This window comes from Nocardia sp. CA-129566, from assembly GCF_050956075.1.
Classification (GTDB): domain Bacteria; phylum Actinomycetota; class Actinomycetes; order Mycobacteriales; family Mycobacteriaceae; genus Nocardia.
The window spans coordinates 2,192,538-2,213,378 of record NZ_CP192085.1 but is presented as its reverse complement, the minus strand read 5'-3'; the positions used below and the strand labels follow the sequence as shown (position 1 = coordinate 2,213,378).

Annotated in this window: 19 protein-coding genes and 1 pseudogene; 11 read left to right on the top strand and 9 right to left on the bottom strand. The window is 64.8% G+C overall.

The annotated features are described in order from the left end of the window. Window positions 1-38: 38 nt before the first annotated feature. The 5 genes from ftsX to ACQP0C_RS09790 all read right to left on the bottom strand — a co-directional run bounded on the left by ftsX (window position 39) and on the right by ACQP0C_RS09790 (window position 4,853). Window positions 39-944, bottom strand: coding sequence for a permease-like cell division protein FtsX (gene ftsX / locus ACQP0C_RS09810; protein ID WP_433732612.1), 906 nt, complete (start codon window positions 942-944; stop codon window positions 39-41). Beyond that, the gene (ftsE, locus tag ACQP0C_RS09805; protein ID WP_433734495.1) at window positions 944-1,624 is read right to left on the bottom strand and encodes a cell division ATP-binding protein FtsE; all 681 of its coding nucleotides are present in this window, start codon (window positions 1,622-1,624) and stop codon (window positions 944-946) included. Before ftsE ends, ftsX begins: the two co-directional genes overlap by 1 nt. A 202-nt stretch (window positions 1,625-1,826) precedes the next feature. Continuing rightward, window positions 1,827-2,684: a mechanosensitive ion channel family protein gene (locus ACQP0C_RS09800; RefSeq protein ID WP_433732611.1), complete on the bottom strand. Its 858-nt coding sequence runs from the start codon at window positions 2,682-2,684 to the stop codon at window positions 1,827-1,829. After that, on the bottom strand, window positions 2,685-3,800 hold the full coding sequence (gene prfB, locus ACQP0C_RS09795; protein WP_433732610.1) for a peptide chain release factor 2: 1,116 nt from the start codon (window positions 3,798-3,800) through the stop codon (window positions 2,685-2,687). A gap of 195 nt (window positions 3,801-3,995) precedes the next feature. Further along, window positions 3,996-4,853 carry a helix-turn-helix transcriptional regulator gene (locus tag ACQP0C_RS09790; protein ID WP_433732609.1) on the bottom strand — a complete coding sequence of 286 codons (858 nt, stop codon included), beginning with the start codon at window positions 4,851-4,853 and terminating at the stop codon, window positions 3,996-3,998. A 130-nt stretch (window positions 4,854-4,983) separates the two neighbouring features. Between ACQP0C_RS09790 and ACQP0C_RS09785 the strand changes: the two genes are divergently transcribed. Together ACQP0C_RS09785 and hisN are read left to right on the top strand one after the other, a co-directional pair. Next, window positions 4,984-5,568 carry an NADPH-dependent FMN reductase gene (locus ACQP0C_RS09785; RefSeq protein WP_433732608.1) on the top strand — a complete coding sequence of 195 codons (585 nt, stop codon included), beginning with the start codon at window positions 4,984-4,986 and terminating at the stop codon, window positions 5,566-5,568. A gap of 303 nt (window positions 5,569-5,871) precedes the next feature. Next, on the top strand, window positions 5,872-6,657 hold the full coding sequence (gene hisN, locus ACQP0C_RS09780) for a histidinol-phosphatase (protein ID WP_433732607.1): 786 nt from the start codon (window positions 5,872-5,874) through the stop codon (window positions 6,655-6,657). A 69-nt stretch (window positions 6,658-6,726) separates the two neighbouring features. On the opposite strand, the gene ACQP0C_RS09775 is transcribed toward hisN, so the two are convergent. Next, the gene (locus ACQP0C_RS09775) at window positions 6,727-7,692 is read right to left on the bottom strand and encodes an SMP-30/gluconolactonase/LRE family protein (RefSeq protein ID WP_433732606.1); all 966 of its coding nucleotides are present in this window, start codon (window positions 7,690-7,692) and stop codon (window positions 6,727-6,729) included. A gap of 303 nt (window positions 7,693-7,995) precedes the next feature. Continuing rightward, entirely contained in the window at window positions 7,996-9,849 is a 1,854-nt protein-coding gene (locus ACQP0C_RS09770; RefSeq protein ID WP_433732605.1) for a glycosyltransferase family 39 protein, read from the bottom strand. 129 nt (window positions 9,850-9,978) lie between these two features. Here ACQP0C_RS09770 and ACQP0C_RS09765 point away from each other — a divergent pair, with 129 nt between their 5' ends. The 5 genes from ACQP0C_RS09765 (at window position 9,979) to ACQP0C_RS09745 (ending at window position 14,184) form a co-directional block, all read left to right on the top strand. Further along, window positions 9,979-11,373, top strand: coding sequence for an acyl-CoA dehydrogenase family protein (locus ACQP0C_RS09765; protein ID WP_433732604.1), 1,395 nt, complete (start codon window positions 9,979-9,981; stop codon window positions 11,371-11,373). Window positions 11,374-11,406: 33 nt separating this feature from the next. Beyond that, the gene (locus ACQP0C_RS09760) at window positions 11,407-12,627 is read left to right on the top strand and encodes an acyl-CoA dehydrogenase family protein (RefSeq protein ID WP_433732603.1); all 1,221 of its coding nucleotides are present in this window, start codon (window positions 11,407-11,409) and stop codon (window positions 12,625-12,627) included. A 306-nt stretch (window positions 12,628-12,933) separates the two neighbouring features. After that, on the top strand, window positions 12,934-13,245 hold the full coding sequence (locus ACQP0C_RS09755) for a hypothetical protein (RefSeq protein ID WP_433732602.1): 312 nt from the start codon (window positions 12,934-12,936) through the stop codon (window positions 13,243-13,245). Beyond that, window positions 13,242-13,394, top strand: coding sequence for a hypothetical protein (locus tag ACQP0C_RS09750; protein WP_433732600.1), 153 nt, complete (start codon window positions 13,242-13,244; stop codon window positions 13,392-13,394). Before ACQP0C_RS09755 ends, ACQP0C_RS09750 begins: the two co-directional genes overlap by 4 nt. 97 nt (window positions 13,395-13,491) lie before the next feature. Then, complete coding sequence (locus ACQP0C_RS09745; RefSeq protein ID WP_433732599.1) at window positions 13,492-14,184, top strand: GntR family transcriptional regulator; 693 nt, start codon at window positions 13,492-13,494, stop codon at window positions 14,182-14,184. A 41-nt stretch (window positions 14,185-14,225) separates the two neighbouring features. Here the strand turns inward: ACQP0C_RS09745 and ACQP0C_RS09740 are convergent, their stop codons facing one another. Both ACQP0C_RS09740 and ACQP0C_RS09735 read right to left on the bottom strand, forming a co-directional pair. Then, a complete protein-coding gene (locus tag ACQP0C_RS09740) occupies window positions 14,226-15,065 on the bottom strand; it encodes a hypothetical protein (RefSeq protein ID WP_433732598.1) in 840 nt (279 codons plus the stop codon). Window positions 15,066-15,624: 559 nt separating this feature from the next. Then, window positions 15,625-16,839, bottom strand: coding sequence for a DUF4365 domain-containing protein (locus tag ACQP0C_RS09735; protein ID WP_433732597.1), 1,215 nt, complete (start codon window positions 16,837-16,839; stop codon window positions 15,625-15,627). A 240-nt stretch (window positions 16,840-17,079) separates the two neighbouring features. Between ACQP0C_RS09735 and ACQP0C_RS09730 the strand changes: the two are divergent. The 4 genes and pseudogenes from ACQP0C_RS09730 to ACQP0C_RS09715 all read left to right on the top strand — a co-directional run. Beyond that, window positions 17,080-17,529, top strand: a pseudogene (locus ACQP0C_RS09730) (SDR family NAD(P)-dependent oxidoreductase); the annotation flags it as partial. Window positions 17,530-17,630: 101 nt separating this feature from the next. Next, complete coding sequence (locus ACQP0C_RS09725) at window positions 17,631-18,257, top strand: hypothetical protein (RefSeq protein ID WP_433732596.1); 627 nt, start codon at window positions 17,631-17,633, stop codon at window positions 18,255-18,257. A 104-nt stretch (window positions 18,258-18,361) separates the two neighbouring features. Next, window positions 18,362-18,871, top strand: coding sequence for an ArsR/SmtB family transcription factor (locus tag ACQP0C_RS09720; RefSeq protein WP_433732595.1), 510 nt, complete (start codon window positions 18,362-18,364; stop codon window positions 18,869-18,871). Window positions 18,872-19,015: 144 nt separating this feature from the next. Further along, on the top strand, window positions 19,016-20,641 hold the full coding sequence (locus tag ACQP0C_RS09715) for an acyl-CoA synthetase (RefSeq protein WP_433732594.1): 1,626 nt from the start codon (window positions 19,016-19,018) through the stop codon (window positions 20,639-20,641). Window positions 20,642-20,841: the final 200 nt, after the last annotated feature.

Here is a 20,841-nt window from a genome sequence, read left to right as displayed (position 1 = left end):
CGCGCCGAGTTCTCCACCTGTGGATAACCGAGATCGTCCTAGTCGCGAACGTAGTACCGCAGGGTGCCGTAGGCCGTTATCGCGGCGAATACGATGCCCAGTGGCGCGACGGTCAGCGCGACCAGGGCGATGTCTTCGCTGGTGATGTGCGGAAAGACATTGCTGTTGAACAGCGCGCCCAGCCCGCGATTCACTACCAGGGGTTGCGCGAGGAACAGGCCGACGACCGCCAGAATCGACCCCGCCAGCGCCGCGACCACCGCCTCCAATAGGAACGGCAACTGGGTATACCAGCGCGTCGCACCGACCATCCGCATGATGCCGACCTCTTCTCGCCTGCTGAACGCCGCGATCTGCACCATATTCGCGATCAACAGCAGCGCGGCCAATGCCTGCAGCCCCGCCAAGGCGAATGCCGCGTTCCGCAATCCGTCGAACACCCCGACCAGCCGATCCACGGTGTCCTTATCGTTGAGCACGCTCTGGATGCCGGGCTTATCGCGGTAGGTCTGGTAGATCCGCGGATACTGGTCGGCATCGGTCATCTTCACACGCAACGACGCGGGCAGCCGGGTGTCCTTGATCATGTCCAGCATTTCGGGCTGATCCTTGAAGGTCACCTCGGTGGCTTCCTTCATCGCCTCATCGCTGTTGACGAACTGGACCGAGACCACGCCGTCGGTCTTCTTCAGATCCTGCATCAGCAGCTGACACGGTTCCCGCGAGCAGTCCGTATCGGTCGCCGAGACCAGGTCGGAGAGGTAAAGCCGGATCTCGACCCGGTCCATGAAGTAGTTCTGGGTCTTATCCGCGATCCGCAACGCCAGCAGACCGCCGCCGAGCATGGTCAGTGATACCGCGGTGGTCAGGATCATCGCGATGGTCATGGTGACATTGCGACGCAGGCCGGTGATGACCTCGTTGAGCAGGAATCCAGCGCGCATTATCGACCCACCCCGTACACGCCGATCGCTTCATCGCGAATCAGTCGGCCCCGGTCCAACTCCACCACCCGCTTGCGCATCGCGTCGACGATGTGATTGTCGTGAGTCGCCATCACCACGGTGGTACCGATCCGGTTGATCCGCTCCAGTAGCAGCATGATGTCGCCGCTGGTATCCGGATCGAGGTTGCCGGTCGGCTCGTCGGCGAGCAGCACCAGCGGCCGGTTCACAAACGCCCTGGCGATCGCCACGCGCTGCTGCTCACCACCGGAGAGTTCATTCGGCAGCCGGTCGGCCTTGCCGCCGAGCCCGACCATATCGAGCACCTCGGGCACGGTCCGGTCGATGAACTGGCGCCGCTTGCCGATCACCTCCAGCGCGAACGCGACATTCTGCGCGACGGTCTTCTGCTGCAGCAGCCGGAAGTCCTGGAAGACGCACCCCATGCGCTGACGCAACTTCGGCACCTTCCGTCCGGGCAGCCGGTCGACCCGGAAATCGGCGACCCGAATCTCGCCCGCGGTCGGGGCCTCCTCCTTGAGCAGCAGTCGCATGAAGGTCGACTTGCCCGAACCGGACGGGCCGATGATGAAGACGAACTCGCCTTTACCCACATCGACGGTGATGTTGTCCAGCGCGGGGCGCGTCGAGGTCTGATAAGACTTGGTCACGTTCCGCATAGCGATCACGGCTAGCCAGTGTAACCAGCAACCGCCGCGCAGCCACCAGCTACATCATGGTCAATGCCCGGGGGTAGCTGTATTCAGCACTGCGGGAACGACGTTGAGTTTCTCGGGTGATTGCACGATCGGTTGATCGGGCTTGACGAACAGGTACAACACGAACGTGGCGATCCAAGTTGCCACCAGGATCGCCGTGGATCTACGTGGTCTCACTGATTCCCTCCCGGCGCAGCGCCGCGGCGACTCGCACCCGCAACTCGCGACCGACTTCGAATTGTTTACCTGGCAACGTTCGGGCAACCATCCGGATGTTCATCTGGTCCACTGTCAGATCTTCGACGCCCATCACGGTGGGCTCGTCGAGCAGCAGCGGCTTCAGCTTCCGGTCCTCGTACGCCCTTGTACCGACCTCGTGCAGGATCTCGTTGACCCTGGTGATATCGGCGCTGGCCGCAACCGGTACATCGATGGCGGCGCGCGCCCAATCCTTCGACAGATTCGTGACTTTCACGATCTGGCCGTTGGGCACGGTGATCACCTCACCATCGGCATTGCGCAGTGTGGTGATCCGCAACGTGACGTCCTCGACCGTACCCTCGGCCTGCTCCGCGGATCCAGTGACGGCGATGCGAACCACATCACCGAATCCGTACTGCCGCTCGGTGATCAAGAAGAATCCGGCAAGAATGTCCTGCACAATGCGCTGCGCGCCGAAACCGAGCGCGGCGCCGAGCACCGCCGCTGGCGCAACCAGGCCAGTGACACCGAAGCCGAACCGGCGCAGCACCTCGATCCCGACCAGGACGTAGACGATCGTCAGCACCACCCAGGTGACGACCTGGGCCAGCGCATGCCGGTGCTTGGCCGCCTCGGAACGCACCAGGGCGTCGCTGCTGCGGAAGCCCGCGTCGATCCTGCGGGTGATCCGGTCTCTGACAAAGGTGGCGAACCGGCTGAACAGCATCGCCCCGAGGATGTACAGGACGATCTCTAGACCGGAGGACCGCAGCCAGGTGGTGAAGTCGGTGGACGTGGAGAAAGCCTGGGGTACGTCCAACTAGCTCGCCTGCTCTCGCATTCGCCAACGAATTCCGGATTCGATGAAACCATCGATATCACCGTCGAGCACGGCACTCGGATTGTTGACTTCGTAGTTGGTGCGCAGATCCTTGACCATCTGGTACGGGTGCAGCACATAGGAGCGCATCTGGTTGCCCCAGGACGCACCCTCGTTGGTCTTGAGCGCGTCCATCTCGGCGCGCTCCTCCTGCCGCTTGCGCTCCAGCAGTTTGGCCTGCAGCACGCGCATGGCCGAAATCTTGTTCTGCAGCTGGGATTTCTCGTTCTGACAGGTCACCACGATGCCGGTGGGGATATGCGTGAGCCGTACGGCCGAGTCGGTGGTGTTGACGCTCTGACCACCCGGACCCGATGAGCGGTACACGTCGACGCGGACCTCGCCCTCCGGAATCTCGATGTGGTCGGTGGTCTCGACCACCGGCAGCACCTCGACCTCGGCGAAGGAGGTCTGGCGGCGACCCTGGTTGTCGAATGGGCTGATCCGGACCAGTCGGTGCGTGCCCATCTCCACCGAGAGGGTGCCGTAGGCGTAGGGCGACTTCACCGCGAAGGTGGCGCTCTTGATGCCCGCCTCTTCGGCGTAGGAGGTGTCGTAGACCTCGACGGAGTACTTGTGCCGGTCGGCCCAGCGGATGTACATGCGCATCAGCATCTCGGCCCAGTCGGCGGCGTCCACACCACCCGCGCCGGAGCGAATGTTGACCAGCGCCTCACGCTTGTCGTATTCGCCCGAGAGCAGGGTGCGGACCTCCATGGCCTCCACATCACCGTGCAGTGTGGCCCGTTCGGCATCGGCGTCGGCGAGCGCGGCCACCCTGGCCTCGCCCTCCTCTTCCTCGGCCAATTCATAGAGCACCGCTAGATCGTCGAGCCGTTGCCGCAGCTCCTCGACCCGGCGCAACTCGCTCTGGGCATGCGACAGCTCACTGGTGACCCGCTGCGCGTGCTCCTGGTTGTTCCACAGATCGGGATCGGCGGCCTGATGCTCGAGCTCATCGATCCGTCGACGCAGCTCCTCGACATCGAGGACCGACTCGACGGTCTTGAGGGTTGCGTCGAGTTCGGCGATATCAGCGGAAACGTCAGGATGCACGATGCTCAAGCCTACTGGGCGCGGTTGAGACGGTGAAACACACGGGCACGTGGCCGCGGCGCTCGGGTGCCCATGATGCTCCCGACACCTGCCCTCGGCCGACGGATGGAGCACGCGCTTTTCGCGCGAACACGGCAGAGATTGTCCGATTCGACGGGAAAACGCCTGCTCAGACCCATCTATTTCGGGCCAACGTCAACCGGAAACGGCGCGCAGCCCACCCGGACGGCGACCGGCGAGCGAATCCAGCGCGGCGGCGGTCGCATCGTCGGCGGGGAGGTAGACGATCAGCTGCTGATCGTCATCGGCGGAGAGTTCGAGGGTTTCGTAGGTGAGGCGCAGCGCACCCGCCTCGGGGTGGCTCAGGCGGGTGGTGCCGGTGGCGGCAGCAAGGCCGGGTACGGATTCGACGCGGCGGGTGAACTCGGCACCGGCGGCGATGGTGAGCTCGTCGGCCAGGGCCGCGATATGTGGATCAGCGCGGAACGGGCCCTGCTTCAGCGCGGCGACGAGTTCGTCGGCGATGTGGTCCCAATCGGAATAGGTGATGCGGGCGCGTGGGTCGGCGAAGACGAATAGCGCGAGATTGGCGCGGTCCGCATCATCGAGCAGCCCGATCGGTGCCATCAGGCGCTCATAGCCCTCGGTCCAGGCGAGCACGTCCCGCAGCCGGTTGACGATCAGCGCGGGCGCGGGCTCGAGGCGATCGAGAAGGGCGCGGACCGTGGCGCGCACCTCGCGCGGCGGCCGCGCGCCGCCCGTGCAGCTGAATCCGGGGTCGGCTCCCTTGATGAGCCGGTGCAGGTGGACGCGTTCGCTCGGCGCCAAGCCGAGTGCGTCGGCGAGTGCGGACACCACCGACGGGGACGGATGGCGGTCGCGGCCCTGTTCGAGTCGCGTGATGTATTCGACGCTCACGCCGGCCAGGGTGGCCAGTTCGGCGCGGCGCAGGCCGGGGGTGCGGCGACGCGGTCCGGTGGGCAGCCCGACCTGGGCCGGCGTCACCGCTTCCCGGCGGGTGCGCAGGAACAAGCCCAACTCGTTATCGCTCACGACTCGACGGTACAAGCGCGGTCGGCGCGGAGGGTGTCCCTACCACTACCACTCTTCGCGCGGTCTTCCTGGTTACGACGTCGGGCAGCAGATTTGGACTCGAACAACCTCGTGATCGAAGGAGAAACCAATGTCCACGTTGAAGCTCGCGGTGATCATCGGCAGTGTTCGGGAGGGACGCTTCGCACCGGCCGTCGCCTCCTGGTTCGTCGAGCAGGCCGCCCACCACGGCGCATTCGAAATCGACCTCATCGACCTGGCCGAGGCCGAACTGCCATTGGCGCTGCCCGCGGTCTCCCCCATGATGGAGCCCGATCCGGAGCGCCCGGCCGGAATGACCGATCTCACCAGGCGGCTCGGCGAAGCCGACGCATTCGTCATCCTCACCCCCGATTACAACCGCAGCTACCCTGCCTCGCTGAAAGCGGCCATCGACTGGCACTTCACCCAGTGGGACCGCAAGGCAATCGGTTTCGTCGGTTACAGCGGCGCGAGCGGCGGCCTGCTCGCCATCGAACACCTGCGCCAGGTCTTCAACGAACTCAATGCCCACACCATCCGCAACTACGTCACCTTCCCCCGCTACTACCTGCTCTTCGACGCCGAAGGCAAGCTCCTCGAACCAGCGGAACCCGCCGCAGCCGCAACGGCCATGCTCGACCAATTGCACTGGTGGGCAACCGCCCTCACCGCCGCCCGCTCCACCGCGGCCTGAGCCCGCCACACCCATTCACCACCCCCAGACTGCCCACCGGACGTCGCCCCCGAGCGGAACGACGCCGGACTCAGCGAGCCGACCACGGCAGGCAGAGTTGACGCAGAGTCGTTGACTACCTCGCACAAGGTGCGACCTATGCGAGGTAGTCAATAGATATGCGGTGCGTGCCGAGGGGTCGGCCCGGGGGCACTCGCGAGGCTGGCCGGACGACCGCGGCGTCGCGGAACTGCCGATCGACGGTCGTGCGCGCGCGGGGGCGTCCCGTCCGGAGGGGTGGCGGGCTGGGGATAGGGTTCGGGGGTGGCTGACTACTCCTCCGATCTCGAACTCGCCCTGCGCTTGGCCGATGTGGCCGACGGGATTACCCGGGCGCGGTTCGGTGCGCTGGATCTGAAGGTCGATTCGAAGCCGGATCTGACGCCGGTTTCGGATGCGGATCTAGCGGTGGAGCAGGCGATTCGGGAGGTGCTCACCCAGGAGCGGCCCGAGGATTCGGTGCTCGGCGAGGAGTTCGGCGGCGCTGTCGAGTTCAGCGGACGGCAGTGGGTGATCGATCCGATCGATGGCACCAAGAACTTCGTGCGCCGGGTGCCGATCTGGGCGACATTGATCTCACTGCTCGAAGACGGCGTGCCGGTGGTCGGCGTGGTGAGCGCGCCCGCGCTGACCCGGCGCTGGTGGGCCGCGGCCGGTACCGGCGCCTTCGCCAGCTTCGATTCCGATGCGCCGAAACCGATTTCGGTCTCCGCCGTCAGCGAGCTCGGCTCCGCCAGCCTCGCCTTCTCCAGCCTCTCCGGCTGGCACGAACGCGGCCTCCGCGAAAAATTTCTCGACCTCACCGACAGCGTCTGGCGCGTCCGCGGCTACGGCGACTTCTTCAGCTACTGCCTACTGGCCGAGGGCGCAGTCGACATAGCCACCGAACCCGAAGTCTCCCTCTGGGACCTGGCCGCCCTCGACATCCTCATCCGAGAAGCAGGCGGCCACTTCACCTCCCTGACCGGCACCCCCGGCCCCCACAACGGCAACGCCCTGGCCACCAACACCCTCCTCCACCCCCAAGCCCTCTCCCACCTCCACCCCTGATCCCTCGAGAATGCGCTGATGCAGGTAAACGTCGAGTGACTACCAGCACCAGCGCATGCTCGTCGATTTCTAGCGTCTTGGGTCGGCGGGGGTCAGGTCGATTCCGGGGGGTGGGCGCAGGCGGCGCAGGGTGCCGTCCATGCTGGTGACGTAGAGGGCCCAGGTGGTGCCGTCGTGGGCGATTCGGACGGAGGTGGCGCCGTCGGGAGGATTGCGGAGGGGGGCGGGTTTGATGAGGCCGGTGATGATCGTGCAGGCGGTGCCGGTGGTGGGATCGATCTGGTAGACGGCGCCCTGGATGTGGTCGGCGACGAAAAGTTGGTTCGCTCGGGTGGCTTCCATATCGTCGGGCAGCGCGATCATGGTGGGGGCAGCGGCGACGACGGTTGGGTTGTTGGGGTCGTCGAGTGGGACGCGGAAGACGCGCAGGGTCATATTGTCGGTGTAGATCGACTTTCCGTCGGGGGCGAGCGCGAGTCCGTTCGTCCACGGCAGGCTGGACCAGGCCTTCGTGTACTCCCCTGTCGAAGGCCGATACCGCGAGATACCGGTCGCCGGGCCGGAGATCCCGATCGTGGCGAACAAAAGGTCACCGTCGGGCAGTTCCAACAGTCCGTTCGGACCGGACAGCTCCGTGAGCAGGATCGTCACCGCACCGGTGTCCATGTCATAGCGTCGCAAGGTGCCCGGCGCCTCGGCCAAACCATCGCCGGTGAGGAAGTAGACGGAACGGCCCACGACACGCACTCCGGCCGGATGATCCAGCCCGGTGACCAGCTTCTCGAAATTGCCAGCGGCATCGATATGAGCGAGGTACCCGTCCATGATCCCGGTGACATAGAAGCCGCCAGCACCGTCGGTATCGAGATTCTCCAGATTCCCGACTCCGCTGACGATCGTCGATACGTCCCAGCCATCCGCACACGATCCGGCGGGCGTCTGCGCCCCGGCCGAACCTCCGGTAACAATGCCCGCCGCAACGGCCGCTGTCAGCACCGTTGCCCTTAGTCGCCGCCTCCGCGGCCGTCTTGCCATGCGGCACAACCTAACAGCCGTGCGGGCATATCGCCCGGGACGAACATCCCGCCCCGGGCGACTCGGCTTACGGAGTGAACAACATGCCCATCAAGCTGACGAACCCGGAGACGAACTGATCGAACATACGAATCACCATGACATCTCCTTCACTTCTGCGGTGGAAGACAGTCTCGGCAGAGAGCGCGACCGAGGGCTGCGGACGGCACCTTATTCGACAGGCGTCGATCGGTCTTCGTAGCCGATGGGGCGCTCGGATGGCTCCAAATTTTCTTGGCAACCAAGATCATTCGCGGTGGGCTGTCAGCCCAGATGTTCGGCCAGTGGCCACAGTTCGGACCAGGGCGCTCGCGGTTCGCGGCAGACGAACAGCGGCCGACCCTGTTCGTCATTGTCGATGCCGAGACCGTTGTCGATGCGACCGACGGGTTCGACGTCGGCGAAATACCGCGTCAGCTGGTCGCGGTCGAGGCCGACGGCGATGACCGCGGTGGCCGTATCACCGGGTGGGCCCCACCACCAGTAGGAGTTGTGGCCGCTGTGCGGTGTGGGCAATCCGTATTCACCGCCGAAATGCTCGATCGCGCCCGCCTCGCCGTAGTTGGCGGTGAGGATGGCGATATCGGAGCCGAGCGTGGCGCGCACCTCGGCGATTCGGCGCACGAACTGCGGCCAGCCGATGGTTTCGCCCGCGTCGTAGTTGATCGCGAGCACCGGCGAATCCTTCAGCTCCGCTATGGGCAATACCGGCAGGAACAGTACCGCCGACGCGGCCGCGTTCACCGCGATAACCGTACCCACTGCCATCCAACGGATTCGCCGGCTCGCAAGCCACTCCGCGACCGGTACGGCACCGGCCGCGAGCAGCACCGGATACATCCCGCCCAGGTAGTACGCCTTGCCGCCGACGACGGCGAAGACCACGAACAGCAACGCATACGTGACCGAGAAGGCCCGGCGGCGCGGATCCCGCCACAGACGCCAGAGCCCGAAAATCCACAGTGGCACCAAGAGCGGACCCATCAGCCCGAATTGCAGAACGACGAACGCCACTGGTGAGTCCGAGGTGCCGGAGGAGCCACCCGCGATCGCCCGGCTCAGCCCCCACTGCGGCCACCCGTGATGCGCCTGCCACCACAGATATGGCAGCCAGAGCACCGCGGCGAGCCCGATCGCCATCGGAAAGTACTTCGTCGCGAATATCTTTCGCGGACCGACCAGGACCAGTGCCAGTACCAGCGCACCGACCGGAAAGACCAACAGCGCCTTGTTCAGCAATCCGACCCCGACAACGAGCCCCACCCCGAGCCACCACCGCTGGGCCGTCGCCATTCGCCATCCACCCGCATCCCCTACCCCAACCGCACACGCACCGCCACGCTCGATGCCCACACGGGCACCCGCACACTCGACAACCTCGCGCTCCGCACCCGCACACGCACTCCCACACTCGACACCCTCGGGCTCCGCACCCTCGAGGTCCACGCCCGCACCCGCACGCTCGACGCCCGCACCCTTGACGCACGCACCCCCACACTCGACAACCGCACGCTCCTCGCCTGTGCGCCCCACACCCGCACCTCCACACTCGACAATCGCACGCTCCGCACCCGCACGCTCGACGCCCACGCGCGCACTCCCATGCCCCACACCGTCACGGTCCGCACCCACACGCGCAGCCGCCAGCCTTCCGCGCCGACCGCTCCCCGCAGCCAGCAGCTGTGGATCGCGCAGCAGATGCAACGCCATCAGGCAGACCAAGGCGAACGCCGCCATATCGAAGGACGTCGTGGTCAGTAGATGACCGATACCCAACACCATCGCCGCGCTCGCGACCGCGGCCGACGCCAGCAGCTGCGCTCCACGACCACCGCCGAGTTCGCGCGCCATGAGCCCCGCGGTAACGACCACCGACGTCGCCGCCGCGATCGACGGAATGCGCAGTAGCAGTAACGAATCGGCATCGATTGCTGCCATTGCGCGGGCGAGTAGCGGGGTCAGTGGCGGCTGATCCGGATAGCCCCAATCGAGGTGTCGACCCGCGGCGAGAAAGTACAGCTCATCCCGGTGGTAGCCATAGCGGTCGGCGAAGGCGGCCAATAGTGCGGCAAAGACAACGGCGACGGCGGTCAGCTGTCGCGCCGCGATTTTGGGCACTCGTCCAGCCTGACACAGTTCGGCCGCGTATGCTGCACCTCGACGCACTTCTTACTCAGGAGTAAGATAGCCTTACTCAGGAGTAAGATAGCTGGGACAAGACCGCACCACACCCACCCGAGAAAACAGGTGATGATGAGTACTCGAGACAGCGCAACGACGCGACGTCCAGACACGTCCGCGGTCGGCCTGAACCACCCCAAGCGGGACTGGATGGGCGCGGCCATGCGGGTGATGACGACCCTGACTGGTTCGGAGCTCGCTGAGAAGTACAACCTGCGCAAGCCGATCGAGCGAGTCACCTACGAAGGCACCAAGACCGGTTTCCGCACCCTCGGTGCCGCAACTCGCGCATTCGGCAAGGTTGCCGGTGGTGGCGCTCCGAAGCGCCTGGCCGACAACGAGTCCAAGAACAAGGGCTACTTCGACCTGACCCCGAGCGACGAGCAGCAGATGATCGTCGAGACGGTGAAGGAATTCGCCGCCGAGATCCTGCGCCCGGCCGCCTACGAGGCCGACAATTCCGCCAAGACGCCGCGCGACCTGCTCGAGCGCGCCGCCGAACTCGGCATCACCCTGATCAATGTCCCCGAGGAGCTGGAAGGCGCGGCCGCCGAACGCGGCGCGGTCACCAACTCGATGGTCGCCGAGGCGCTAGCGCACGGCGATATGGGCCTGGCACTGCCGATTCTCGCGCCGAGCGGTGTCGCGGTCGCCCTGTCCCAGTGGGGCACCGATGCGCAGCAGCAGACCTACCTGCCCGCCTTCACCGGCGAGAATGTGCCGCAGTCCGCGGTCGTGATCAGCGAGCCGCGCGCTCTGTTCGACCCGTTCGCACTGCAGACCAAGGCCACCCGCTCGCCGAGCGGCTTCCGCCTCAACGGTGTGAAGAGCCTGGTCCCGGCCGCCGGTGATGCCGAGCTGTTCATTATTGCCGCCGAACTCGACGGCCGCCCGGCCCTGTTCATCGTGCCGTCCGACGCCCAGGGGCTGGTCGTGGAGGCCGATCCGAGCATGGGGCTGCGCGCCGCCGGCCTCGGCCGCCTGCTGCTCGACAATGTCGCGGTCGGCGCGGATGCCGTCCTCGGCGACAGCGACGAAAAGACCCGCGCCGAGGAGTACGCGGACGCGGTGCGCCTGGCTCGACTCGGCTGGGCCTCGCTCGCCATCGGCACCGGTCAGGCCGTGCTCGACTACGTGATTCCGTACGTCAACGAGCGCGAGGCGTTCGGCGAGCCGATCTCGCACCGCCAGGCGGTCGCGTTCATGGTCGCGAATATGGCAATCGAACTGGACGGCCTGCGGCTCGTGACCCTGCGGGGTGCGTCACGCGCGGAGCAGGGTCTGTCCTACGCCCGTGAGGCGGCGCTGGCCCGCAAGCTCGCCACCGATAAGGGCATGCAGATCGGTCTGGACGGCGTGCAGCTGCTCGGCGGCCACGGCTTCACCAAGGAACACCCGGTCGAGCGCTGGTACCGCGATCTGCGGGCCATCGGCGTCGCCGAAGGTGTCGTGCTCATCTAACCGGCTGGTTCCTCAACGTCCAGGAGATATTCCATGATCAATCTCGAACTCCCGAAGAAGCTGCGGGCCAGCGCCAATCAGGCCCACCAGGTCGCCCAGGAGATCTTCCGGCCGATCTCGCGCAAGTACGACCTCGGCGAGCACGAGTACCCGGTCGAACTCGACACCATGGCCGCCATGGTCGAGGGGCTGGCCGACTCCGGCACCCAGAAGATCGGCGGCGCGGCCGGTGGCCGCTCCGATGCCGACTCCCACGCCACCGAACTGCTCGGAAATACCAACGGCGGCAATATGTCCGCGCTGCTGAACGCGCTGGAGACCTCCTGGGGCGATGTCGGCCTGATGCTCTCCATCCCCTACCAGGGTCTCGGCAACGCCGCCATCGCGGCCGTCGCCACCGATGAGCAGCTGAAGCGTTTCGGCAAGGTGTGGGCCTCGATGGCGATCACCGAACCGTCTTTCGGCTCCGACTCGGCCGCCGTCACCACCACCGCCGTGCTGGATGGCGACGAGTGGGTGCTCAATGGCGAAAAGATCTTCGTGACCGCGGGACAGCGCTCCACCCACATCGTGGTGTGGGCGTCGGTGGACCGCAGCCTCGGCCGCGCCGCGATCAAGTCGTTCGTCGTGCCCCGCGACGCTCCGGGTCTTTCGGTGGCCCGACTCGAGCACAAGCTCGGCATCAAGGCCTCCGATACCGCGGTACTGCTGTTGCAGGACTGCCGGATTCCGAAGGACAACATCCTCGGCAGCCCGGAAGTCAATGTGGAGAAGGGTTTTGCCGGGGTCATGCAGACCTTCGACAACACCCGTCCCCTGGTCGCGGCCATGGCGATCGGTGTCGCACGGGCAGCGCTCGAGGAACTGCGCGCCATCCTGACCGAAGCCGGTGTCGAGATCTCCTATGACATCCCGGCCAATAACCAGCACGCCGCGGCCGCCGAATTCCTGCGCATGGAAGCCGATTACGAGTCCGCCTATCTGCTCGCCCTGCGCGCGGCGTGGATGGCCGACAACAAGAAGCCGAATTCGCTGGAGGCCTCCATGTCCAAGGCCAAGGCGGGTCGCACCGGCACCGATGTCACCCTGAAGGCCGTCGAATTGGCCGGTGCCATCGGCTATTCCCAGCGCACCCTGCTCGAAAAGTGGGGCCGTGACTCGAAGATCCTCGACATCTTCGAAGGCACCCAGCAGATCCAGCAGCTCATCGTCGCGCGCCGGGTGCTCGGCAAGACCAGTGCTGAGCTGAAATAGCAAGTCGGACAAGAAAAGCCGGTGTCGGTCCATTCGAGGACCGACACCGGTTTTTTATTCGCCGTGTCGCTGCGAATCACAATCTGTGCATCTCAAGCCGTCACCAGACCGTCATCGGCAAGTCCTCGCTGGGGGTGCGCACGTCGACTGGCATTGATCTAGTTCCTGACCAACGGCAACCGATCTCCACACATCTTACTTGTACGTATACGAATCTTCGTATACGTTAATCTGGAAGCCTGTTCCCAGGGCCGATGAGGCATTCCGTCACCGATAGGCGACCGGAGCTCCGACGAGGGGTGTGAAATGAGATTCCGTCCAACCGCGCTCGGATGGATCGACCTGGAAGTCAGCACTGCCCCAGACTGGGACAGTGCCCAGATGCACCGGCTAGCAAGATATTTGGGATATTCGCTCGTTTGGCCGGAGTTCTCCGTCATTCCCTTGGTCGACCAGGTACGCGCGGCCGACGTCGATGCGGTGATCGTTCCGTCGCCCGAGCATCTGCACCCAATCATGCTCAACGCGCTCATGGATGTCGCCGACGTGGAAACTGTGCTGCCACGTATGTCGTTTGCACGATGGGTGCTGCACCACCCCGCCGGGAGCCTCGGATGAGCGGATGGGCGGAGTTCGGCATGTTCCTTGGAGCACTCGCCCTGTCGGCGATCGTGTTCTGCGTCATCGCGTACTGGCCGCAGCGGCCACCAAGAGACCAGACCGTCGAAGCCATTCGGAAACACATCGAAGGGGAAGACGAAGAGTAGGCCAAAATGCTGCCTGACCAGCACCAACAGATATTTACGTATACGAAGTACGGTATAGTCGGCTGGGGCGACATACAAACTGAAGGGACTGTGCTCAATGGCGGAACCGGCCTACGTTTCCATCGCGGGCGAATACGCTCGGCGCATTCGAAACGGCGACCTACCAGCTGGAATGCAACTCCCAAGCTATGCCGAGATCGCCGCGAGCAACAAGGTCTCCGACATCGTGGTCCGAAAAGCCATCGAACTTCTTCAGAGCCAAGGTCTCGTTCGAGCCGTGCGGCGGCGAGGCGTATTCGTGGCTGACCGGCCCAATCTGATCCGGATTTCGCCCGAGCGCCAGATGGAGGATCCAGAAGTGACCTTCGGCAACGAGTCCGACAGCGATGTTCGAATCAGTCGGACCACCGAGCAGGTTCCAGCCACCGAGGACCTGGCCGAAGCGTTCGGCATCCCTGTCGGTCAAGGGATCACACACATCATCACCCAAGCCAGCGACGATGGCCGACCGATCTCAGTGTCGGATTCCTATCAGCCCCTTGACATCACAGATATATCCAGCGCGACGGTACTCGAGGAAACCGTTTCGGATCGGCTACCGACACTCGCCCACGCCACCTGGTTGCGGACGACTCCGGGCGATCTCGTCAAGACCATCCACCAGCGGTTCATCACCGGTGAAGGTCGAGTGATCATGGTCTCCGACGTTTCTTATCCGCGAGATCGCTACGACGCGTTCGTATTTCGCATGGCACTGACTCCAGCAACAGACCCTGCTACCGATGCCTGACCAACCGATGCATGCGTTGCCTGACCCGACCGCTTCATCGGTCAGAGGCGTCGGACCCAGCCCTGCGCACGGTCCGCCAGATTCCACCACGAAACGAACTGCGTATCTTCGGATTTCAGCTCCCAGCGCGCAGTGAGCCCATCGAAGAACGCGTCATCACCGGTCTTTCCGCCCTTCGGCTCTCCGATGTAGACCAGCCGTTCACCACCTGCGGCCTCGAACGCAGCAAGCGCATCCGACGCCATCGTGTTGCCCCAGCCCGGCGGCCAGCAGAGGAACAAAACATCATCTGAGCTGCCGCTTGGACGCGCGGCGAACTGGTCGAGGTTCCCGACACCGTGCCACACGTCTGACTGCCCGGCTGCACCGGGAAACGAAACATTCTCCATCGTGTCCGGGGGTTCCGAGTCGTACGCGTCAACTCCCACTCCCGCCTCGGCCAACTGCGCCGCCCAGTACCCGCGCCCGGCACCCAGCTCGACCACCTTGCCGCCATCGGCGAACTCGGTCAGCCACTCAACCGTATCGGGAGACGGAATGGCATAGGCGTAGGCGGCCTGCAAGATTGTCTGCGCAAACCCCAGACGCACACTGCCCGTCGCCCGACCGCCGTTCACCACGCGACGCCCCTCATACTCCGACACCGACGGCGCAACAATCTCCCAGTACGGATTCGCACTGACCGAACGACCACCTGTCACGTAGTGCACCAACCGCAGATCGAACGCAGCATCAGCCCGGTCATCCCCGGTCCCCGACAACATCGGAGCCGTATCCAGGTACTCCGCCACCTTCGGATATTCGCCGCGAAGCCTCTCCTCGTCACCAAGCAATGCAGCCAGTTCATCCCGCCGGTCAGTCGTCAGCGCAAGCTCAGCCATCCCTCAATTCTGGCCTGACACAGCCCAATTGGCGAACAGTTCCACCAATCCCGCGACGGTTGCGCTCCCCCGACTTCATGTCGACCTCGGTCAGCTACACCGTTCCCGACTTCCGTCCGTACCTCACGCACGATGCGCACCATTGCCGAATTCACCCCACCCATTCCTGTCTGATCGCCTTACGCAATGACCGAACAGTGCTGGGCACGCCGCCTGCCCTACCGAACTGACCTCCCGCAGCCGAGCACGAATCCGCCGGCACTCTGCCCGGTCAACCGGCTGTGGTCCCGTTCAACAGCTTTCGACGAACGAGATCGGCGCCTTGGCAGGGTGACTCTTCGGGCCGCGGAGCGAGGAGGCCGGAGCCCCCCGGGTACCCTCGCCCTCCTGTCTGCAAACGATTCCGCGACCTCCGGCCGTTGCGCCCTGGTCAGTTGTGGCCTGCATTGTGATCCCGCGCCCCTCACGCCTCAAGGGCGCCTACGGGGGCAGGCAGACGACGCCGGCCCCCGTGTGTACAGGCCACCACCGACCAGGCCACGTCGTGCGACTAGACGCATCAGTGATTGGACGCCGCAGACTCGAGTTCGGGTATACGCCAGACGATTTCGACTCTTTCATCAACGGGGACCGAAGGACCATAGATGAGCGCCTTGCGAATGAGATAGAGGATGGCCAGCCGGAACACCTCCGGCTCTATGTCGTCCACCGTCGACACCGTCGTCCGGCTTAGCTTGTTCACCTTGCGGACGATCCGTGGCTCGCTTTCGAGGGGACCGAGTTCAGCGATAATTGTCGGTGCGAGATCACGGTCCTCGCGCATCGCAAGTATCGAGCGCTGCATGAGGTCGGGCTCTGCTTCGATTCGGTCGAGAATGCGGGCGAGGATATATTCGTGAAGTAGATCCGCCTCGATCTCGCCGTGCTCTTCGCCTGTGCAGCTTGGACATCCCTCACACTCGTTGAGTCCCGCCCCTTCGTCGGCTTCCCAAGTGGAAAGGAAGCACGCGGTCGCCCACATGATCTCGTATCGGCTCAGATCCAGGTCTTCGGCGGTCCATAGATCAGGGTCAGCGAGTTCGCTGCCGGTTGAGTTCTCAGGCACCGGAAGCACGGACCGCGTCAAGGATTCCAGGCTGACGTCAACTGGTTCCCAGCCTTGGGTGCTGAGCAGCAGTGTTGCAACCGCGTTCCCCGGGCGCTTCCAGAAAATAAGATCCTCGTCCTCGCCATTGACGAAGTGCAGAACGTGGTCCTCTGGTTCAAATTCGACTCCGGACATCTCGCCCAGGTGAGTCAGGACAGCTTGTCGGTCTCGATAGCGTCCGACATAGCGGCGGGCCTCAGCCACAAACGACTCCATGGTGGTGCCGTCCAGAACCGAGTTGGGACTGACACCAATGAAGCATGGCGGATTGAGGTGACCGGACTTCCGGAGCTGCTGGGTCGCGTTCGCCCAGTACAGTCTCTTGGTGTCCGGGTCGTACACCACCGCGTAGACGGGGATGTTCCCATTCGCCCAGGTATCGCTGTGCTGATCGACGGGCACCGCGAAACCGTTGCCCCGACGCCGCCTGTCCCCACCTTTGACCTGGACCTTAATCTCGTCGCTGGTGACCTGGCCGTCGCTGTCGGTGAACCTGACGTAGAAGTCTTCGCCAAAATCATTCTGCCCAGAGATCTCTTGAACAATGTGTCCGTGATCCTCAAGTAGCGTGCGCAGCGCGTTCACGGCAGCCTGTCCCACGCGACGCCCTTTCGAAATCTTCGACATACCACCCTCCCCAGAGGTTTCTCATCGGACCCAACTGCGTATTTGTCGCGCCGGCCCCTCGGTTCATGTACCTGATTGCCAGTGCACCCTATTCCGAGGCGCCGACAGCGAGACCAGAACGGGCCAGACGCGTTCAAGCTCAACTCTGGTGGCGCCAGACTCGGTGATCTCCCGTTGACACGTCGGTGATATAAGCAACCCGGACAGTTCGGATACAGAACCGACGGGTGGCGCGAACGTCGCAGCGGCGCAATCGTTCAGGTGAGCAGCATGGGCGGATTTCTGTCGTTCGCGGGCGTCGGTGCTTACAGCGCGGCCAAGGGTGCGCTCGAGCTGGCTTCGGAAGCTCTCGCCGCCGAGGTGAATTCGCTCGGTATCCAGGTGCTGATCGTCGAACCCGGTGCCTTCCGAACCTCATTCGCCGGACCGGCCCTGCGGATGAGCGCCGAGATCGCCGATTACGCGGATACCGTCGGCTCCACCCGTGGCATCCTTGCCAGCAGCGACCAACAGCAGGAGGGCGACCCGGACAAGGCGGCCGCGGCCGTCGTCGCGGTGCTGGCCATGGACAAGCCGCCGCTGCCGCTGGCTCTGGGTGCCCACGCGGTCGGCGCGGTCCGCGGCAAGCTCGCCGCCGTCGCTGATGATCTGGACGTTACTGCGCACCTTGGGCTGTCGACCGCACTGTGAGGGTCCAACTCGGGCGCGTAGTAGCGACCGGTATCTTGGCTGCGATCGTTCAGCGGACGAATTCCATCGAGCTGTACCAAGACCCCGCAAGGAGACTGGTTATGCACAGACTGGGTTTGATACGTCGCTTCACCGCCGCACTCGCGGCCGCCACCGCATTCGCAACTGTTTTCTGTGGTCATGCCGCTGCCGAACCGGTGGCGATCGACTGGAATGCGGCGGTGCGGCAGTTGCGGGCGGCGGCCGGCGGCAGTCCCGCGGCCGAGCAGGCCGTGGACCGGCTGCTGGCCTCCGGACAGGTTGTCACGCAGGTGGCATTGCCCGCGCAGCCGTTCCAGATGCCAGCGCAATCCGATATCGGGCGCGGTGACGGACCGGGCGTCTACGGGTCCGGTATCGCCCTCGGGTACGACGGGTTCCGATTCGGATTCTTCGGCGGACCGGGCACGATCTCCCCGATCCAGGACGGCGCCAGACTTCAGGTGATGTGGATCAACCTGTCCAACGGCCGCAGCGGCACCGAGACGCTCAACGAGCACAATGACGCCACGGTGGACACCACTATCCGCACCCGCACCCTCGATATCGGTAGCGGCCTGGTCGTCGCCGCGGTCTACGGAACACTGTGGCACCGCTGGCCCGTTCCGGTCAGCGATGCCAACCCGGACGGTTTCCAGTACAAGCTGGCGACCATTTCCATCCCGTCCTTCGGGGCCGTCTACAACTGACCCCGGCACGTGAGCCCGGCGCGGACTTCCGTGCCGGGCTTTCGCATCACACCGGTCGATGCTCAGCCATTGCCAGCGATTAGTGACTCCGTTAGTTTGCCCTCGTGAGCGTGGAAGACCGACTAGCGAAACTCGAACGCCGACGCGCGGCCAAGGACCTTGTCCGGGATGGCAACAGACAGGCGATTGGGTCCGCCCCACAGGGAGGGTGGGCGCTGCGGCGGCTTCATCAAGAGTTCGCGGATGCGGACGAGAACAATGGCGGAGTGATGTTCGCCGGTTCGGGCCGACTACCCAGCGCGGAACAGTTCGACTGGCAGGTCCAGTTCGGCACCGATGACATCGTTGCCTACGACTGGGACGATGCCGCCGAATGCCTTGCCGCCCTCGGCAGTCCGGTCCGCCTGCGCATTCTGCGGGAGATCCTTCGCGGCAGCAGAACCGCCGCCGAGCTCACCGACCTCGACGAGGCGGGCTCATCCGGTCAGATCTACCACCACCTGCGCCAACTGGCCGCCACCGGCTGGCTGCACACCGTGGGCAACGGCCGCTTCGAAGTACCCCCGAACCGCGTGGTGGCGCTGTTGGTCGCATTGGCGACCGCGCGCCGGTGACGATCGAGATCTGGAAGACGGGCGCGATTCGACAGCAGTCTGTGATGCCCGCCACAGCCACTGATACGGTGGGTGCGACATAAACGCCCGTTCGATATCGCTAGGTCGAGGGCCGACGCGAGTTCCTTGTGGAGGTATTCGACGATGAAGTTGGCGCATGCGCTGGAGATTGCGAAGGCGCTGGGAGTACTGCGGGCGCGCGGGGTCAGCGATCCCAAGAAGCCACTGGAAACCCTGCGGACGGCAAAGGAATCGCAGGTCTACGGGCCGCAGGCGACGCTGATCCGGCATTCGGCCCGGGTCGCGCCCAATGCTCCGGCGCTGGTGGACGAGCGCGGCGAACTGAGCTATCGGCAACTGGACGAGCAGTCGACCGCGATCGCGCGCGGACTGCGGCAGGCGAATTTGACCGAGGGGTCCGTGGTCGGCGTGCTGGCGCGCGACCACCGCGGCCTGATCCTGGCCATGGCCGCCGCGGGAAAACTCGGCGTGCGGGTCGCGCTGATGAACACCGGATTCGCCAAGCCGCAGTTCGCCGAGGTCTGCGAGCGCGAGAAGGTCAAGGCGGTCCTGCACGACAGCGAGTTCCTCGGACTGCTCGACGCGCTGCCCACCGATCTCCCGCGCTACCTCACCTGGGTCGACGAGGGCACCGAATTGCCCGAGGGCGCCGAGACTCTCGATGATCTGATCGCCGCCAACTCGACCGCGGACCTGCCCGCGCCGTCCAAGCCGGGCGGCTTCGTCATCCTCACCAGCGGCACCACCGGCCTGCCGAAGGGCGCACCGCGCAGCAAGGTCACGCCGCTGGCCACCGCGCAGATGGTGGACCGAATCCCGTTCCCGGTGCGGGGAACTCAGGTCATCGTCTCGCCGATCTTCCACAGCACCGGACTCGGCACGTACCTGGTCGCCTCCGCGATGAGCAACAAAGTGGTGGTGCGCCGTCGCTTCGACGCCGAGGCCACGCTGAAGATGGTGGCCGATCACAAGGCCGAGATGCTGGTCGCGGTGCCGACCATGCTGCACCGGATGACCGAACTGGCACCGGAGATCCGCGCCAAATACGACACCACCTCGCTGAAATGCATTCTGCTCGCGGGGTCGGCGCTCGCACCGGAGCTGTGTGTCAAGGCGACCCAGGTCTTCGGCCCGGTCCTGTACAACCTCTACGGATCGACCGAATGCGCCGTGGCCACCGTCGCGAATCCGGAGGATCTGGCGCTCGCACCCGGCACCGTGGGCCGCGCGCCGATCACCTGCGAGGTCCGGCTCTACGACGAGAACGACAAGCAGGTCAGCGCGATCGACACCACCGCGCGCATCTTCGTCCGCAGCGGCGCGCCCTTCGAGGGCTACACCGACGGCAGGCATAAGCAGATCATCGATGGCTATATGTCCAGCGGCGATGTCGGGCATTTCGACGAGCACGGCCTGCTGATGGTGGACGGCCGCGATGACGACATGATCGTCTCCGGCGGTGAGAACGTCTTCCCGCAGGAGGTGGAGAACCTGCTGCTGGAGCGTCCGGACGTCTTCGACGCGGCGGTGGTCGGCGTCGACGATGTCGAGTTCGGTAAGCGCCTGCGCGCCTTCGTGGTCCCCGAGCCGGGGCATTCCCCCGATGACGAGGAGATCAAGACCTACGTCAAGGAGAATCTGGCCCGCTACAAGGTGCCCCGCGAGGTCATCTTCCTCGACGATCTCCCGCGCAACCCCACCGGCAAACTGCTGCGCCGGGTTCTGGTCGAGTACGACGTCACGGCTTAGCCGAACGCGGCCGCCCCGGTGGAAACCGGGGCTTACCAGCGCGTTTCACGCTACCCGCGGAGGACGAGCTCGAGCGCGCCCGGGGGCGGTGAGATACATGACACACTGGGTCACAGACGCTTGCTATTGTTAGCGACAGCACTGGATCTCGAAGTTGCGGTCCACACCACCCCCGGTCCCGGTGGGCGGACTGCGGAAGG

Bases quoted from the DNA above. Each gene is read 5' to 3' on its own strand.
- ACQP0C_RS09755 (WP_433732602.1), top strand. From the start codon at position 12,934: ATGAGATTCCGTCCAACCGCGCTCGGATGGATCGACCTGGAAGTCAGC.
- ACQP0C_RS09750 (WP_433732600.1), top strand. From the start codon at position 13,242: ATGAGCGGATGGGCGGAGTTCGGCATGTTCCTTGGAGCACTCGCCCTG.
- ACQP0C_RS09785 (WP_433732608.1), top strand. From the start codon at position 4,984: ATGTCCACGTTGAAGCTCGCGGTGATCATCGGCAGTGTTCGGGAGGGA.
- ftsE (WP_433734495.1), bottom strand. From the start codon at position 1,624: ATGCGGAACGTGACCAAGTCTTATCAGACCTCGACGCGCCCCGCGCTG.
- ACQP0C_RS09715 (WP_433732594.1), top strand. From the start codon at position 19,016: ATGAAGTTGGCGCATGCGCTGGAGATTGCGAAGGCGCTGGGAGTACTG.
- ACQP0C_RS09740 (WP_433732598.1), bottom strand. From the start codon at position 15,065: ATGGCTGAGCTTGCGCTGACGACTGACCGGCGGGATGAACTGGCTGCA.
- ACQP0C_RS09775 (WP_433732606.1), bottom strand. From the start codon at position 7,692: ATGGCAAGACGGCCGCGGAGGCGGCGACTAAGGGCAACGGTGCTGACA.
- ACQP0C_RS09760 (WP_433732603.1), top strand. From the start codon at position 11,407: ATGATCAATCTCGAACTCCCGAAGAAGCTGCGGGCCAGCGCCAATCAG.
- ACQP0C_RS09725 (WP_433732596.1), top strand. From the start codon at position 17,631: ATGCACAGACTGGGTTTGATACGTCGCTTCACCGCCGCACTCGCGGCC.
- ACQP0C_RS09745 (WP_433732599.1), top strand. From the start codon at position 13,492: ATGGCGGAACCGGCCTACGTTTCCATCGCGGGCGAATACGCTCGGCGC.
- ftsX (WP_433732612.1), bottom strand. From the start codon at position 944: ATGCGCGCTGGATTCCTGCTCAACGAGGTCATCACCGGCCTGCGTCGC.
- ACQP0C_RS09735 (WP_433732597.1), bottom strand. From the start codon at position 16,839: ATGTCGAAGATTTCGAAAGGGCGTCGCGTGGGACAGGCTGCCGTGAAC.